The sequence below is a fragment of the Pseudanabaena sp. FACHB-2040 genome (assembly GCF_014696715.1).
In the GTDB taxonomy this organism is placed as follows: Bacteria; Cyanobacteriota; Cyanobacteriia; order Phormidesmidales; family Phormidesmidaceae; genus JACVSF01.
On record NZ_JACJQO010000019.1, the window covers coordinates 44,814 to 59,549 of the forward strand.

At 56.5% G+C, this 14,736-nt stretch carries 14 protein-coding genes; 7 read left to right on the plus strand and 7 right to left on the minus strand.

The annotated features are described in order from the left end of the window. Window positions 1–150 precede the first annotated feature (150 nt). Window positions 151–1,578: an NADP-dependent isocitrate dehydrogenase gene (locus tag H6G13_RS20375; protein ID WP_190486254.1), complete on the plus strand. Its 1,428-nt coding sequence runs from the start codon at window positions 151–153 to the stop codon at window positions 1,576–1,578. A 46-nt stretch (window positions 1,579–1,624) separates the two neighbouring features. Here the strand turns inward: H6G13_RS20375 and H6G13_RS20380 are convergent, their stop codons facing one another. After that, entirely contained in the window at window positions 1,625–2,722 is a 1,098-nt protein-coding gene (locus H6G13_RS20380) for a hypothetical protein (protein ID WP_190486256.1), read from the minus strand. Window positions 2,723–2,964: 242 nt separating this feature from the next. Between H6G13_RS20380 and H6G13_RS20385 the strand changes: the two genes are divergently transcribed. Next, window positions 2,965–3,735 (plus strand): hypothetical protein, encoded by a 771-nt coding sequence (locus tag H6G13_RS20385; protein ID WP_190486258.1) that lies wholly within the window; start codon window positions 2,965–2,967, stop codon window positions 3,733–3,735. An 8-nt stretch (window positions 3,736–3,743) separates the two neighbouring features. On the opposite strand, the gene H6G13_RS20390 is transcribed toward H6G13_RS20385, so the two are convergent. Together H6G13_RS20390 and H6G13_RS20395 are read right to left on the minus strand one after the other, a co-directional pair. Then, window positions 3,744–4,238 carry a DUF427 domain-containing protein gene (locus tag H6G13_RS20390; protein WP_190486260.1) on the minus strand — a complete coding sequence of 165 codons (495 nt, stop codon included), beginning with the start codon at window positions 4,236–4,238 and terminating at the stop codon, window positions 3,744–3,746. 44 nt (window positions 4,239–4,282) lie between these two features. Beyond that, window positions 4,283–6,199, minus strand: coding sequence for a caspase family protein (locus tag H6G13_RS20395; RefSeq protein WP_190486262.1), 1,917 nt, complete (start codon window positions 6,197–6,199; stop codon window positions 4,283–4,285). 303 nt (window positions 6,200–6,502) lie between these two features. On the opposite strand from H6G13_RS20395, the gene H6G13_RS20400 reads away from it, so the two are divergent. Beyond that, window positions 6,503–6,949, plus strand: coding sequence for a hypothetical protein (locus H6G13_RS20400; protein WP_190486264.1), 447 nt, complete (start codon window positions 6,503–6,505; stop codon window positions 6,947–6,949). Between the two features lie 237 nt (window positions 6,950–7,186). Next, window positions 7,187–7,363 (plus strand): 50S ribosomal protein L32, encoded by a 177-nt coding sequence (rpmF, locus tag H6G13_RS20405; RefSeq protein WP_190486266.1) that lies wholly within the window; start codon window positions 7,187–7,189, stop codon window positions 7,361–7,363. Window positions 7,364–7,679: 316 nt separating this feature from the next. Here the strand turns inward: rpmF and H6G13_RS20410 are convergent, their stop codons facing one another. Both H6G13_RS20410 and H6G13_RS20415 read right to left on the minus strand, forming a co-directional pair. After that, window positions 7,680–7,994, minus strand: a complete 315-nt coding sequence (locus H6G13_RS20410) for a hypothetical protein (protein WP_190486267.1) — start codon at window positions 7,992–7,994, stop codon at window positions 7,680–7,682. A 68-nt stretch (window positions 7,995–8,062) separates the two neighbouring features. Then, complete coding sequence (locus H6G13_RS20415) at window positions 8,063–9,616, minus strand: CPBP family glutamic-type intramembrane protease (protein ID WP_190486269.1); 1,554 nt, start codon at window positions 9,614–9,616, stop codon at window positions 8,063–8,065. 135 nt (window positions 9,617–9,751) lie between these two features. Between H6G13_RS20415 and H6G13_RS20420 the strand changes: the two genes are divergently transcribed. Both H6G13_RS20420 and H6G13_RS20425 read left to right on the plus strand, forming a co-directional pair. Beyond that, window positions 9,752–11,110 (plus strand): histidine phosphatase family protein, encoded by a 1,359-nt coding sequence (locus H6G13_RS20420; RefSeq protein ID WP_190486974.1) that lies wholly within the window; start codon window positions 9,752–9,754, stop codon window positions 11,108–11,110. Next, window positions 11,111–12,376 carry a dihydroorotase gene (locus H6G13_RS20425; RefSeq protein ID WP_190486271.1) on the plus strand — a complete coding sequence of 422 codons (1,266 nt, stop codon included), beginning with the start codon at window positions 11,111–11,113 and terminating at the stop codon, window positions 12,374–12,376. It begins immediately after the preceding gene. A gap of 10 nt (window positions 12,377–12,386) precedes the next feature. Here the strand turns inward: H6G13_RS20425 and lepB are convergent, their stop codons facing one another. Continuing rightward, entirely contained in the window at window positions 12,387–12,896 is a 510-nt protein-coding gene (lepB, locus tag H6G13_RS20430) for a signal peptidase I (RefSeq protein WP_347277516.1), read from the minus strand. 331 nt (window positions 12,897–13,227) lie between these two features. Here lepB and H6G13_RS20435 point away from each other — a divergent pair, with 331 nt between their 5' ends. Then, on the plus strand, window positions 13,228–14,073 hold the full coding sequence (locus tag H6G13_RS20435; protein ID WP_190486273.1) for a metallophosphoesterase: 846 nt from the start codon (window positions 13,228–13,230) through the stop codon (window positions 14,071–14,073). Here H6G13_RS20435 and H6G13_RS20440 read toward each other — a convergent pair. Then, entirely contained in the window at window positions 14,039–14,713 is a 675-nt protein-coding gene (locus H6G13_RS20440; protein ID WP_242028443.1) for a helix-turn-helix transcriptional regulator, read from the minus strand. The genes H6G13_RS20435 and H6G13_RS20440 overlap by 35 nt on opposite strands. Window positions 14,714–14,736 lie beyond the last annotated feature (23 nt).

The following is a 14,736-nucleotide window of genomic DNA, read 5'->3' on the forward strand; positions in this document are numbered from 1 at the left end:
CAACCCTTCAATTCACTAGCCCTCAACGAGCACTTTTCATTTTCAGTGAAATTAACACACTAAAGAGTTTAGCTAAGCATTGCCAAAATCCGGGATTTAGAGTAAGTAACGTTAGGTCTTGAAATACTTTTCCCGCAAGGTCTTTAATCCATGTACGAACGGATCAACCCTCCTACCACTGGTGAACGCATTACCTTCAAAGCTGGGGAGCCGATTGTCCCTGATATGCCAATCATTCCCTTTATTCGGGGAGACGGAACGGGGGTTGACATCTGGCCTGCCGCCCAAAAAGTGTTTGATGCTGCCGTAGCCAAAGCTTACGACGGCAAGCGGCAGATCGTTTGGTTCAAAGTCTATGCGGGTGACGAAGCCTGCGAGCAGTATGGCACTTTTCAGTACCTCCCTGAAGACACCCTCACCGCTATCCGAGAATACGGTGTTGCTATTAAAGGCCCCCTCACCACGCCCATTGGAGGCGGCATCCGCTCCCTCAACGTAGCCCTGCGGCAAATCCACGATCTCTATGCCTGCGTCCGGCCCTGCAAGTATTACCCTGGCACCCCCTCCCCCCACAAAACTCCAGAAAAACTCGACGTCATTGTCTATCGGGAAAACACCGAAGACATCTACCTGGGTATTGAGTGGAAGCAAGGTTCTGAGATGGCCAACCGGCTGATCAATCTGCTCAACACCGACATGATTCCCGGCACCCCTGAGCACGGCAAAAAGCAGATTCCCCTTGATTCCGGGATTGGCATCAAGCCGATTAGTAAGCATGGCTCTCAGCGGCTGGTGCGGCGGGCTATGAGCCATGCCCTGCGGTTGCCCAAAGCCAAACAAATGGTGACCCTGGTGCACAAGGGCAACATCATGAAGTACACCGAAGGGGCCTTTCGAGACTGGGGCTACGAGCTAGCCGTAACTGAATTTCGGCAGGAGTGCGTCACCGAACGCGAGTCTTGGGTACTCAGCAACCGGGAAAAGAACCCTGATCTCAGCATTGAAGACAATGCCCGCATGATCGAACCTGGCTACGATGCTCTTACCCCTGAGAAAAAGTCAGCCATCTGTCAAGAAGTTAAAGACATTTTAGATGCGATCTGGCAGACCCACGGCAACGGCCAGTGGAAGGACAAGATTATGGTCAACGATCGCATTGCCGACAGCATTTTTCAGCAGATCCAGACCCGCCCCGACGAATACTCCATTCTGGCCACCATGAACCTCAATGGCGACTATCTCTCAGACGCTGCCGCCGCTATCGTAGGGGGGCTGGGGATGGGGCCAGGGGCTAACATTGGCGATACCTGCGCCATCTTCGAAGCCACCCATGGCACCGCTCCTAAGCACGCTGGACTTGATCGGGTCAATCCGGGATCTGTCATTCTCTCGGGCGTCATGATGCTGGAGTACATGGGTTGGCAGGAAGCCGCAGATTTGATTAAACAGGGCATTGCCGCCGCCATCTCTAATGGAGAAGTCACCTACGACCTAGCTCGCATGATGACGCCGCCCATTGATCCACCGTTAAAATGCTCCGAGTTTGCCGAAGCCATCATTCACCACTTCGACGACTAAAGCTAACTGCGTTGGGTGGGCGCTGCCCACCTACACCTGAACCTGGCTACCGCACTGGGCCGTTGGGATCTGAAAATGTGTAGATGTAGCCACCTCCCACATGAGATCCCGGCGGACGGGGGGCAGAAAAGGGGGGTGGCGTTACGACATCAGGCGTATCATAGACGCTGCCCGTAGCGGGTGGCAAAACTGTAGTCCCCGAAGACCCCATCGTACTTCCAGGCAGCGGTTGACCTGGGCTCGTCGGGCTCAGATTGGGCGTGACGACTGCCGCCGAGGGCAGTGGGGCCGCAGTAGGGCTAGAAACACTCCCAGGAGCGGGCAGATTCAGCACCGCTGGGGGGACATAGCCAGTTGTGCCGGGGGGCGGCGACATCTGGGGCGTCGTTCGCAGAAATGTCTGATTCGTTCCCGGTAGGGTAGCCGGACTGATGCCGGGAACCTGAGCCCCGCCTGTCGGCAGCGAGCCCGCCTCGCCATTGCCAGTAAGGGGTTGCTCAAGCCGGGGAGACGTAGCTCCCGTTGGGGAATTAGCATCGCTATACTGCCGTACCGCCTGCTGTAAAGGCGTGATGACAGCGTTTTCAGAGGCAGGCGTGACCGGGGGGGCTGATAGTCCCGGTTGAGCACTAAGGGAGGAACCGGGTGGAGGAGCCTGCAGAAAAGATTGAGTAGTCCCTGAGCTGAGCGGGTTGCGGCTGCCTAAGAAGCGGTACTGTTCGAGATAGCTGGCGAAAGGCCCAGTAGCCGTTCCGGGGGTAGCCTCTGGCGTTGTAGGGGAGGCGGGAGCTGTTGATTGCAGGATAGAGAGCAAATCTTGAGAGGGTTGGGGCGCTAAGGCCTCTCCTTGATTGGGAGAAGGTTCAGGTAGGATTGAGCCTAAGCCCAGATCGCTGTAGAGGCTGTTTGGATTATTAATATCGGCAATGCTTGCCTGCTCGTCTGGGCTCAAGGTAGAGTCTGAGAGGGCCGTGCTCGGACCATTGCCCTCAACCTCAAAGCGCCCTAGCCACTCAGGATTCTTTTGATATTCTCTAGCCACGACTGCCAATAGCACAACAGCCAAGCCTGAGCACCAAAGCAAAGGCCGATTCAAAACTTTAAGACGGACTAGCCAGTAACGTAGCCGGGTAGGAATCACCATGATCTATCCAGCCAATTGGGCAACGACGACTCTATTTTAGCTGTCCTTTCTATCTAGGTTCGTCAAGCTTTAGTGTTTCTGCTTCAGGCCAAACCCTATTTTCTAGGACTCTACATAACACAATGTTATGCTTTTGCGGCCTGTGTTTATTATTGGCAAATAATGGGGAGAGTTTATGCGATCGCACCTCCCGTCACCTTTCAGTTCGTCCTCTGCTGAAGCTATAGTTCGGTCAGGCCGCCATGACAAATTCACCCAGTTCGGTTAACCTACCCAGATTTGTACCGCCTGAGAAGGCGAGTGCCAGTACCGAGTCTTCCGCTAAGCAGCGAGAATGCTCATTTGAGATTGGCTCCAAGTCGCTCGATGCTGCTAGCCCCCGCGTAGTTCCCCGTTCGGTGCAGACTCCGCTCCTGCCCAGAACTTCTCATCTGCCGATGCTGCCCCGCAAAAAGCGGCCTTTGATTAGCAGCCATCGTCATGATGCCAATCCGGCGCTGGCGACTAAAGTGCTAGAGGATATCCAGGGGGCAGTGGAGGGCTGGCACCAGGCGCTCCGGCAAACACTGCTAGATATTCAGGCCATTTATCTGGAAGGGCCTATTGTCGAAGGTTGGCTAGAGATGGTGTCGCCTCCCGGGGCCGGTCAAGGCGTGAACTCATCAATTTTGCGCCATGCCGATCCGCAGGAGTTGACGGGTTATGTCGATCGGCTCTGCCAGGCAGCGGCAACAGCTAGGTCTGGCACGGCCCAGAGCCCTACTGCGCCCCACCCAGACCCGCAGTACCGTCTGTGCAGCCTCGATGCCGATGGGCAGCTACAGTGCCAAATTTGCCCACCAGATCAGATTCCTTTTGTTAGCGTCGCCATTGCTCGCCACCAAAAGCTGCGTCAGCATCTCAATCAAAAACAGTACCTAGAGGCTCGGTTAAAACGGGCTGTAGAGGTTTTGACTCAGGCGAGAGAAGACCTCGATATCAGCCCCAACTCTGGTCCTACAAACCCACAATAGGGCCTGCCTTACCAGCCCCAGGTGCCCAAAGCCCCCTTAAAAGGGCCAACAATGTCACTGGTGACCCAGCCGCCATAGAAATCTCCGGCTTGGGCCTGCACGGGTTCGCCGTCTACGTAGCAGACCTCCATCCGGCTTGGGTAAAACGCAATATAGTCTTGAATGGCTTGGAACGCGGGACTAGGGCTGGGGTAAGACCAGGCAACATTGTCTGACTGCTGGTCGCCGACTCGCAGGGTGTAGTAGCGGGCGGCTCCTTTCCACTCACAGAAGGTAGAGCGAGGGGTAGCGCTCAGATACTCCATGCGGATGTCTGCAGGGGGAATGTAGTAAACCGGCGGGTGGCTGGTCTCAAGCACCCTTTGAGTCTGCTGCGAGTCGGCAATTATCTCGCCGTTAAAGACAATTTTAATGTGGCGGGTAGAGGGTTCAAGGCGGGGTGGACGGGGATAGTCCCAAACTGATTCCTGGCCGGGACCGGGTTCGATACGCTGCGGATGCATAGGTAAGGGTTGAACGACAAAGAACTGGGAAAAGACCTGAGCAGCTAGAGCTGAGACTGCCAGGCTTGAATTTCTTGCTGGGCTGACTCATAGGCCGGAGTGCCTTCAGGAACGCGGCTGGCGGCTGCGATCGCATCTTCCAAGCGGCCTTCGGCAGCTCTAGCGCGGGCAATTACTAGGATATCTTGGCTCCACTGTTGAATGCGTTCCTCAGCGATGGATCGCTCCGGATAGCCAGCCGGAATGTCTCGCACCAGCCGAATGGCATTTTCAAAGGTGTTAGCCTGATCGGGCACCAGCCGCTCCTGAGCCTGCTTTAAAACATCGCGGTTGATTTTTTGCTGCTCCCAGCGAGCAACCCGCGCTTGAGCGGTCTGATAAAGTTCAGGGCGATCGTCGGGAACTAGCTGCACCGCTGAGATCGCTTCATTAAACTGACCAGCAGCGGCCCGCCCATCAGCCAAATCGATAATGACCTGGCTCCAGCGGTTGATGTCTTGCTGCGCCTGCTCGTAAAAGGGATCGCCTAGAGGCACCTGGCGGGCTCGCTTAATAGCGTCGCTAAATAAAGAGGCCGGTACAGGTTGAATAATGGCGCGGGCCGAGTTTAAAACATCTTCGTTGGTGAGTTGCGATCGCGCATACCCCGCCTGAGCCTGATCCAGCAGCGTCTGAAAATCTTCAGTTCGTTGCTCGGTGGGCACCTGATTGAGCCAGGTCAAAGCTTCGCCGTATCTTTGCTCGGCCACAGCTACTCGGCCCCGCTCCAGCGCCGACAGTTCTCCCCCCGTTCCAGCTGGGCTACCCGGGAAAAGGGGTGTTCCCACGGGCGGGGCTGAAGCTGGCTCTGCCGGGGCCTCATTGCCCGCTTGAACGGCTATTGGAGAGGGGCCTGTCGGAGTTGGGGGACCAAGAAAGATCGAGGCATTTCGCACCAAGACGCCCAGCAGCAGCAGCCCTGCTGCCAGGAAGCCCCAGCGCTGCCAATTCGGTGCATCTTTAGCCCTCGGAGCGCCAGCTAACGGAGGGGTTGAGGCAAATTCTGAGGCTGGAACAACCGATAGCCCGTTCTCTGTCGGCCAGCTTGAGGCATCTTCCAGCACAGTCCTATTGGCACCAGCGGCCACAGGGGCGACCGAAATTCCAGCAGCACTTCCTCCGAAATTACCCGTGCTGGCGGCCGTCGCCTGAGCCCGCTCAGTCAAGGGTAGGCGCGTTACCGCATCGGGCGGCACCAGCATCAAAAAGCGCTTCTCTGAAGGCACAGAAAAGACAGGATTTTGGACGGGTCGAGCATAGAGCTGACAGAGATCAGGCAGCCGCTCCTCTAGATACTCCGCTAAATGAAACAGCACCAGCCGCCCGTGGTAGCGCAGCCCCTCTAGTAGGGCCGCCGTGAATAAGCCATGACGAATCGATAGCGACTCTTGGGAGAACTGGTCTGGCTGACAAGACAACAGCAGCGGTATACCCAGGCTTCTAGACAACTCCAGGGTTTGCAGCCCCAACTGCTGGTTAGGCTGGGCAGACAGGCTCCGATTCATATCCAGCACGACCACCAGGTTATCTGTAGGAGCCGTTTTGAGCTGCTTCAAAACCGACTCTAGAGACACTGCCGTTTCTTTAATGCGGTTAGGGTCAGCATCGATGAGCAGTAGAAAATCTTGGCCTTCCCAGCTGACGCCATAGCCGCTGAAGAAAAACCAGAGCGTATCCTCGGCCTCAACCCGATTTAGGCAGATATCCTGCATGACTTGCTCTAGCGATTCACGCGCCGGATAAGTAGCAGAGTCTTGAAAAATCGGAGAAACGTCTGTCAGCAAAGCACACTGATCGCTCGGCAGACCCGCTTCCTGGGTCAAGAAGTCTCGCAGCTCAACGGCATCGGACTGAGCGTACATCAAGGGTTGAAGCGAATGATACTGATTGATGCCAATCACAATTGCCCAATGTTTCGCCATATAGCCCCCTATTACCTCTATGGGTCAATGCCTTTAAGCGCGACGCCAAAATTCATTTGCCATCCTATCGTCTACCCACCCATTTGCTTCAGAAAAAGGGGGAACTGTCTCAAAACTCCATTCTTAAAAACCGTTTCTTCTCTTTTACTACCAGATCGGCTAAATTTGATGCCTGAGAAAGGTAAAAAACGATTGACGATTTTCCCCGCAGTAGCTAAAGTTTAGGTGCTTTGCGAGAGCCACTACTCCGCACCCTGTTTTTAACACCCTGTTTTTAGCAACATCTAGGCCCATCTCAACGTCATGGCAAAGCAGATTTCTCAGCCAAAAAGTTGGCGTCATCCTATTAAGAATGCCGCTGCTCATAGAGGTATTTTAAGGGCTTTTTCCGTCAAACTGGCCCTGGTTTTGGGCCTGTCAAGCCTGACCTGGGTTGGGCAAGAGCTGCTAACGCCCCCAGCCGCAGTCGCCTATACCTCTCGCGTCAGCCTGTTTTTAGTGCGCGAGCAGGATGAAAGCTACGCCAGCTTAGTGCGGCGAGCCCAGATCACGGCCCGAGCGGGGGTGCAGCGCAGCTTTGATGCCGACCTGCTGGTGACCGAGGCCATTGTTGTTGTTGTGGGAGAAAGCCAGGGCATTACGGTTCCTATTTTGACAGTGGAAGTAACCCGCAACCAATGGCGCAACCTGCCCGATGTCACCTACTGGGCCAAATACTACAGTACGGCCAACGCTCTCATGGGCCTCTAGGTAGACAGAAAAACCAGCTCCAAAATCTGCTTAGGGGTGTGTCTAGTCTCTTTTTAGAGGTTGGTGTCGAGCTTGCGAGGCCCAACAAACCTTGAAACTATTGGGTTCTCTAAGCCTCAACCCCTCTGCAGGAGCTCACAATCTCAGCCTGGATGCACCCCTAGCCTAAAAATTATTTCAAAATCGGGCCAGTTCGCCTAGAATTGAAAGGTTGTGAAATTTTAAGCTCATACCACCATGGCGGTTCCTAAGAAGAAAACCTCCAAGTCCAAGCGCGATAAGCGCCGGGCCACCTGGAAGCGCACAGCAGCTCTGCAAGCTCAAAAAGCCTTGTCTTTAGGCAAATCAGTTTTGACAGGCCGCTCTGGCAGCTTCGTTTACCCCACTGATGAAGACGAAGAAACAGAAGAGTAAAGCGTTGGCATCCTTTGCAGCGCTCAGTGACTAGCGGGAGAACTCATTCTCCCGCTTTTGCTCTTTAAACTCCGCGCATTCCTGCTTAAACTCCGTGCATTTCTGCCGACCTAGCCTGCCGAAGCCGGATAAACCTGCAGCGATTTTCGGATCAATAAGCTACAGGCTGGGGGTGGATAGGTGGTGATACAAGCGAAAATGGCTGTAATGGGTCACATCAAATCTGCGGATTTTGCGCCAGACGCAGCCCTACATTCCTACGAAAGGTTCTCTGGCTATCTTCTCCGCGTTCCCGCGTCTCTTACCTAAAAAGGCTTTATCCTAACGGCTGCTCATCCTCGAATTGAACGGCCAGACGAATGCCGCCAATGCTGCCGGCAGCTAGGTTGTAGATCAGGCTACCGACATACCCGGAGAGAAAGCCCAATACTCCATAGACCAGGGGAAAGGCCAGGACAGCTGCGATCGCAAAAAGTAGCCCCCCTACTGCCTGCCCCTCGGTCACACTGCTCAGAAATAAGCTGAAGCCAAATATCAGACCAAATAGCAGGCCGGCGGCCGCTAAAACAGCCGCCTGCAGCTTGCCCAAAGAAAAAGGATCGATTTTAGTAAGGGTAACCCTGCGCGCCATAAAGGCCAACCGTTGCAACGACGCCTAAATCCTACCGGATTTCTTGGGGTTTCCTTGCTGAGGGTTCTTCAGCGGCTGCCTAGAATAAACAGCCCGAGCATAGTGACGCTGTTCCAAGCGCTGTGTAGCAGGATCGGGGCCAGCAGATTGCGGGAGCGGGTGTAAACAAAGCCCAAAATCACGCCCAGCAGCGTCAGCGGCAGCACTTCCGACAGGCTCAGGTGGGCTGCCGCAAAGATTAGGGCACTGAGACCAATCGCGCCCCATACCGGCAGATAGCGCGTCAGCGAGGGCAGCAAAAACCCGCGAAACAAGACCTCCTCAAACAGTGGGGCTGCGATCGCAGCCGTCAGCAGAAACACCAGTAGCGCCACCGGATCTTGCTCCTCCAGTACCGTCTGCAGCAGGGGATTGCTGCCCCCTTGGCCCTGCCAGATCTGCTGGTTCAACAGCGAAACCCCTAGCATCAGCGGCAGCGCCACCAGGTACCCGCCCAGACCCCAGAGCCACCAGCGTCCCTTCAGCTCAAACCGAAACAGGTCCGCAGGCAGGGGCCGGTAAGGCCGCAAAGACCAGATCAACACGCCAATGCCGCTAGCGGCCATCAGCAGGTAGTAGGCCATTGAGTAAAAGGCTCTGGCGCGGCTGCTAAAGGTGGCAAAGCCCAGACCTAAGCTGCCCAGCAGCAGCGGCAACGCAATCTGCCCGACAAAGAAGAAGCCTACTATCAGAACCTGCCAGATAATCTCCCCATTCCACGTAATATCCCAGCCCCGACCGGCATTTTGCAGCAGCAACGACTCGTTGCCTCGGGTCAGCCGCTGCACCAGCAGGCCGATCAGTAACCCTGTCCCCAACACTGCCCCCAGCGCCGGAACGGTACCGACCAGCGCCAGTTTCACGAGCTGACGCTCAGCTTCACTCTGCTCCTGGGTCAGCAGGGTCGCTTCTTGCTCCAGCTCACCCTCCGTCTGATAGAGCTTTTCCAAGGCCCGGTAGCGAAACCAGCCCTCTAAGTTTTGGGTCAGCTGCTGCTCAGCGGTAGTAGCTGGAGCCTGATCCTGCCAAAGCTGAATCAGCGCAGCAGCGGTTTGCCCCTTGTCCGAAGCGGGTAGGGACTGAGCCTGAACCTGCTGCCACTGACTCACGGCGGTAGCAGTCTCGCCCTGATTTGCCTTCAGCAGGCCAATGCGCAGATCCAGTTCGCTCAGCAAAGCCTGCTGCTGCGACACAGAAGCCTGTAGTCGCCGGGATAGGGGTTTGCCTTCTTCGGTGGCAGAGGGCAAATCAAGTTCCTGAATCTGGGCTTGGGAACGTGCGATCGCACTTGCTGCCGTCTGCCGCACCTCCTGATATTGCTCCAGAGCTGACTGCACCGGGTCGTTGCCTATCAACCCCGATCGCACAGCAGCGCGCTGCTCCTCTGACAAAAATTCGGCCTGCCAGGCGCTGCCCTGCAGCAGCAGATCCGTTTGATATAGCTGCAGGCGGCTGGCGACCTGGGGCTGGTTCCAGCTGCTGATCAAAGATTGGCCCATAACAACACTGACCAGGATGGTCAGCATCACCAGCACCAGCCGTTTGAGGGAAAAAGGCTTGGCGGTGTCTGTCTCAGTATTCATGCGGGAGATTAAAAAAGCTGTGCTTGGGTTGCCGCTCCATTATCACACCCTTCCTGGTGAGCTTCACGGCTGCCGCAGGTCTACCCTAGGGGGTAAAATGGGCTCTTGGCTGAGCGCAGTAATGAGGACAAACCCCTGAAAACCCGCGTAATCATCGTCCGACACGGGCAGAGTAGCTACAACCAGTTAAAACTGATCCAGGGTCACTGTGACGAGTCTTCCCTCACTCCAGCAGGCGAAGATCAGGCCGTACGAGTGGGTCAGGCCCTGGCTGGTATCCCCTTTGATGCTGTGTGGTCAAGTCCTCTCCAGCGAGCCCGTAAAACCGCTGAGCTGATTGTCGGTGAGCTTCGTCAAACCCTGGCCGACATTCCCACCCCCCAGCAGTCAGACGACCTCAAAGAAATCAGCCTGCCCCTTTGGGAGGGCTTGTCTTTTACTGATGCTGAGGCCAACTACCCCGAAGAATATCGGGCTTGGCGGCAAGACCCGCTGAACCTTGTCATGCAGGTGCCCGGTGAAGCTGGAACTGTCGCGTTCTACCCGGTGCGAGAAGTGCATCAGCAGGCAGAGCGTTTCTGGCAGCACCTGCTAGCCCACCACGCCGGGCAGACCGTTCTAGTAATAGCCCACAGCGCTATTAACCGAGCCTTAATCGCAACGGCCATTGGCTTGGGTCCGGCGGGGCACAATAGCCTACATCAGGCCAACTGCGCCATTAGCGTGCTCAACTTCTCGGATGGTTGGGGCTCTGCGGTGCAGCTAGAGTCGATGAACCTGACCAGCCACATGGGTGAACCTGTGCCCCAGATGCGCCACGGCCACCAAGGCCCCCGGCTGCTGTTGGTGCGGCACGGCGAAACCGAGTGGAACCGACAAAAGCGATTCCAGGGCCAGATCGACGTGCCGCTGAACGATAATGGCCGAGCGCAGGGGCAAAAAGCGGCTGAGTTCTTAAAGTCTATAGCTATCCATGCTGCCTACAGCAGCTCTATGCTGCGCCCCAAAGAAACCGCCGAAATTATCCTGCAGCACCACCCGCACCTTTCTCTCTCGCTGGTCGATACCCTGCAAGAGATTAGCCACGGTGAGTGGGAGGGCAAGTTTGAGGCCGAAATCGAGGCAGGCTATCCCGGTATGCTGCAGCAGTGGCAGGACTCTCCCGAAACGGTGCAAATGCCCGCCGGGGAAAACCTGCAGCAGGTCTGGAAACGTGCGATCGCAGCCTGGAACCAAATCGTTGCCGCCCACAGCGGCTTTGAAACGCCACAGACCGTTATGGTCGTAGCCCACGATGCAATCAACAAAGCGATTCTCTGTCATGTTGCGGGTTTAGGACCAGAGGCATTCTGGAGCTTTAAGCAGGGCAACGGTGCAGTCAGCGTCATCGATTATCCCAACGGTATCGACAGTGCTCCGGTGCTGAGTGCCGCCAATATCACGACCCACCTGTCGGGCAGCATTTTCGACAAGACCGCAGCGGGTGCTCTGTAGATGGCTAGTCAGCTGATTCAGCAGGTGCGGGTCATCGATCCGGCGACCGCAATGGATCAGGTCACCGATGTGCGGGTCGTTGACGGTCAGATTACGGCCATTGGCTCTAGTCCGGCTCAGGAGGAAGACGCCCTGATCGACGGGCAGGGTAAGGTGCTGCTGCCCGGCCTAATTGATCTCTACAGCCATTCAGGAGAACCGGGCAACGAGTCTCGCGAGACGCTAGAGTCTTTGCTACGGGCGGGCCGAGCCGGAGGCTTTACCCGGTTGGGGGTGCTGCCGACGACCACTCCTGCAATCGACAGCGCCGCAATGGTGGCCGACCTGCAGTACCGTCGCAATGCGCTAGCCCACAGCCAGACCTTGCCGCAGATCTCCATTTGGGGAGCCCTAACCCATGCAGCTCAAGGAGAAAGTCTAACGGAGCTGGCCGAACTGGCAGCAGCGGGTATCGTCGGTTTTACCGATAGTCGCCCCCTGCAAAATCCGCTGCTGCTACGGCGAGTGTTGGAATATGCTCAGCCTTTAAACAAGCCGTTAGCGTTTTGGCCTTGCGATCGCACCCTAGTCGGCCAAGGCGTAGCGCGTGAGGGAGACCATTCGCTGATCTACGGGCTGCCTGGCGATCCGGCCCTGTCTGAGACAACGGCCTTAGCCACTCTTTTAGAATGTGTTGCAGCGGCTGGCACGCCGGTTCATGTCATGCGGTTATCGACAGCCCGAGGCGTGGCGCTCATCAGCCAGGCCAAAGCTGCAGGGTTGCCCGTCACCGCTAGCACAACCTGGATGCACCTGCTGTGCAGCGCCGCTGATCTCAAAACCTATAACGCCAACCTGAGAATTGCGCCGCCCCTAGGGAATCCAGCAGATCAGGCAGCGCTGATAGAGGCCGTAGGCGATGGGCGGATTAATGCGATCGCAATCGACCATCGCCCCTACACCTATGAAGAAAAAACCGTTGGCTTTCCCTCAGCTCCGCCCGGCGTCATCGGTTTAGAGCTGGCCCTACCGCTGCTCTGGCAAACCTTCGTTGCTACCAATCGCTGGTCTGCCACCACTCTAGTGCAGCGGCTCAGCAGCGGTCCTGCTGCCTGCTTAGGGCAACAGCCGCCGCAACTGCAGCCCAATCAGTCTGCCGAAATGATCCTGTTCGATCCGCAGGCAGCTTGGGAGGTTAGCAGCACGACCCTGCACTCTCGCTCTAGCAATACGCCCTGGCTAGGCCAAACGCTCCAGGGACGCGTTCTTGAAATGTGGACAGGGTAGGGAGGAAAAACTAATCCAGCCCACCCAGGCGATCTGGCGGCCAGAAGCGAACCACCGCCCGACCAATAATATTTTCGTAAGGCACATAGCCCCAGGCATGGCTGTCGTAGCTGCTGTTGCGGTTGTCACCCAACACCAGGTAAGACGCTTCAGGCACCGTTTCTGGCCCCCATTCGTAGTTGGGCGGAGCCTTGATATAGTCTTCCTCTAAGGCAGTGCCATCAACAAAGACTTGGCCTTCCCTGACCTCAACGGTGTCGCCGGGCAGACCAATCACCCGCTTAATAAAGGCATCCCGCCGCTGACCAGGGGGAAATAGGCTTTCAGGAGGCCAAAAAACAACGATATCGCCCCGTTCTGGCTGATTGAAGTGGTAGCTGATTTTTTCGATCACCAGCCGATCGTTGACCTCCAGGGTAGGCTCCATGGAACCAGAGGGAATATAGCGCGCCTCTGCCACAAAGTGCCGAATACCCAACGCCAGCACCACGCTGAGGCCAATCGTTTGCAGCCCTTCAATCCAGGGGTTAGGCTGTGAGCGAGCTGGCGTAGGGGGGTAAGACTGAGTTGGGCCGGGAGCTTGATTCAAAGGTGTTTTTTCGGGCTGGTCGGTCACAGGGAACCCCTTGGGGAAAGGTTAATCAGAGCAAGGTTTGGACTGGCCTAACCTGTAGATCATAGTAATTTAAGCTGAAGACGGGTAGTAAGCCGCATCCGAAAAATGGCTCAACCTTCCTTATTCATCCGAAATCCCGTAGCCTGCAGCCCTCCGGAGACTTTCTAGAAGGGTCTGTCCGCATCGAAGGAACAGAAGCCGTTGCTATGCTTGGGATATAACTGTAGAACAAACTATGCATCGACTGCTGACTGGGCCTTTGACCGTAGAACGGGTAACGGTGCCCATACGGGACTTACCCGAACGACTGCAGGGATGTCGAATTGTCCAGCTCTCAGATTTTCACTTCGACGGGCTGCGGCTCTCGCCCTGGCTCTTGCAGGCGGCCATTGAAAAGACTCAAGCCTTGGCTCCCGATCTAATTGCGCTTACCGGAGATTTTGTCACCAAGGATCCGGCACCGATCTTTACCCTGGCTAAATATCTAAAGGCACTCAACAGCCGATTTGGCACGTTTGCCGTTTTGGGAAACCACGACAATCTCAGCCTGCGGGGTCGCCAAACTATCATTCAGGCCCTAACGGCTGTCGGCATAACAGTGCTGTGGAATGAGACAGCCTATCCTTTTGGCCCAGAGTTTCCCTTGGTGGGGCTAGCCGATTATTGGTCAGGGGAATTTGCACCTCGAAAGGCTCTGAGCGATCTTTCCCCCGATCTGCCCCGGCTGGTGCTTTCCCACAATCCTGACACGGCTGGGTCTATGTCCCTACAGCAGTGGCGAGTCGATCTGCAGCTTTCTGGCCATACCCACGGTGGTCAGATTGTGCTGCCGGGACTGGGGCCGCTAGTGAGTATTGCTCAGCAACCTCGCTTCAGACGATTGAGGCAGGCCCTTCCCTTCTCCAGAAAAGACTGTGACCGGGTGGTGCAGCACTGGGAATGGGCCTCTGGCCTGCACCGAGTTGGGGAGAGCTGGCTCTACGTCAACCAGGGCCTAGGCACTTATCTGCCCGGCCGACTGTTTTGCCCACCAGAGCTGACGGAGATTACCCTGACGCGCCAGGGGGCTTCGCAGGGCTGACCTTGGCCCGATACAGCAATTTGTCGTCGTGCCAATAACCCGTATAGCGAATTCGCACGAGATCGCCAGGTTGGATGCTTCCTTCCATGAGCTGATGCAGGGTGGGGTCGTAGGGCACTTCAGCGCCCACAGGTGCGATCGCACGTACTCCCCAAGCTGCCAGCAATTTCTCCACGGGCTGCATCAGCGGCACCAGCCTAGCCGCTGGCACCTGAGCATTCTGCTGGGCCGCATAGGCAGCCGTAGGCCACTGCAGCAGCCAGGCTTCGAGGGTCGATAGCGCCTCAGCCTGAAACGCTGCCTGCAAAACCTCCCGCTGCTCCGTAAATTGGGCCTGAAGGCGGTCATACTCTGCCTGCACAGCCGCTACCCGATCGGCATCTGCTGTGGGCGGGGAGGCAGGGGCTGGCTTCAGATCAGGCACAAACTGTCGAAGCAGATCTTCGACAGACACGCCTAGAGCCTGGCTCAGCCGCAGAACCCCCTCCAGCCGCAGCCGCTCCAGCTGTCCCCGACGCACCTGTAGGATGATCCCTACAGACAGCCCTGACGCCCGTGCTAAAGCCCGAAAGCTAGAAATACCCGCCTGAGCCATGAGCTGCTGCAGTGGCCCGGTGTAGTCTACTGGCATACTGGCCATATTCCGATGTCCCCCATTGCCTG

What these genes read in the sequence shown, in the direction of transcription:
- H6G13_RS20375 (WP_190486254.1), top strand. Translation starts at nt 151, where the DNA reads ATGTACGAACGGATCAACCCTCCTACCACTGGTGAACGCATTACCTTC.
- H6G13_RS20380 (WP_190486256.1), bottom strand. Translation starts at nt 2,722, where the DNA reads ATGGTGATTCCTACCCGGCTACGTTACTGGCTAGTCCGTCTTAAAGTT.
- H6G13_RS20385 (WP_190486258.1), top strand. Translation starts at nt 2,965, where the DNA reads ATGACAAATTCACCCAGTTCGGTTAACCTACCCAGATTTGTACCGCCT.
- H6G13_RS20390 (WP_190486260.1), bottom strand. Translation starts at nt 4,238, where the DNA reads ATGCATCCGCAGCGTATCGAACCCGGTCCCGGCCAGGAATCAGTTTGG.
- H6G13_RS20395 (WP_190486262.1), bottom strand. Translation starts at nt 6,199, where the DNA reads ATGGCGAAACATTGGGCAATTGTGATTGGCATCAATCAGTATCATTCG.
- H6G13_RS20400 (WP_190486264.1), top strand. Translation starts at nt 6,503, where the DNA reads ATGGCAAAGCAGATTTCTCAGCCAAAAAGTTGGCGTCATCCTATTAAG.
- rpmF (WP_190486266.1), top strand. Translation starts at nt 7,187, where the DNA reads ATGGCGGTTCCTAAGAAGAAAACCTCCAAGTCCAAGCGCGATAAGCGC.
- H6G13_RS20410 (WP_190486267.1), bottom strand. Translation starts at nt 7,994, where the DNA reads ATGGCGCGCAGGGTTACCCTTACTAAAATCGATCCTTTTTCTTTGGGC.
- H6G13_RS20415 (WP_190486269.1), bottom strand. Translation starts at nt 9,616, where the DNA reads ATGAATACTGAGACAGACACCGCCAAGCCTTTTTCCCTCAAACGGCTG.
- H6G13_RS20425 (WP_190486271.1), top strand. Translation starts at nt 11,111, where the DNA reads ATGGCTAGTCAGCTGATTCAGCAGGTGCGGGTCATCGATCCGGCGACC.
- H6G13_RS20435 (WP_190486273.1), top strand. Translation starts at nt 13,228, where the DNA reads ATGCATCGACTGCTGACTGGGCCTTTGACCGTAGAACGGGTAACGGTG.
- H6G13_RS20440 (WP_242028443.1), bottom strand. Translation starts at nt 14,713, where the DNA reads ATGGCCAGTATGCCAGTAGACTACACCGGGCCACTGCAGCAGCTCATG.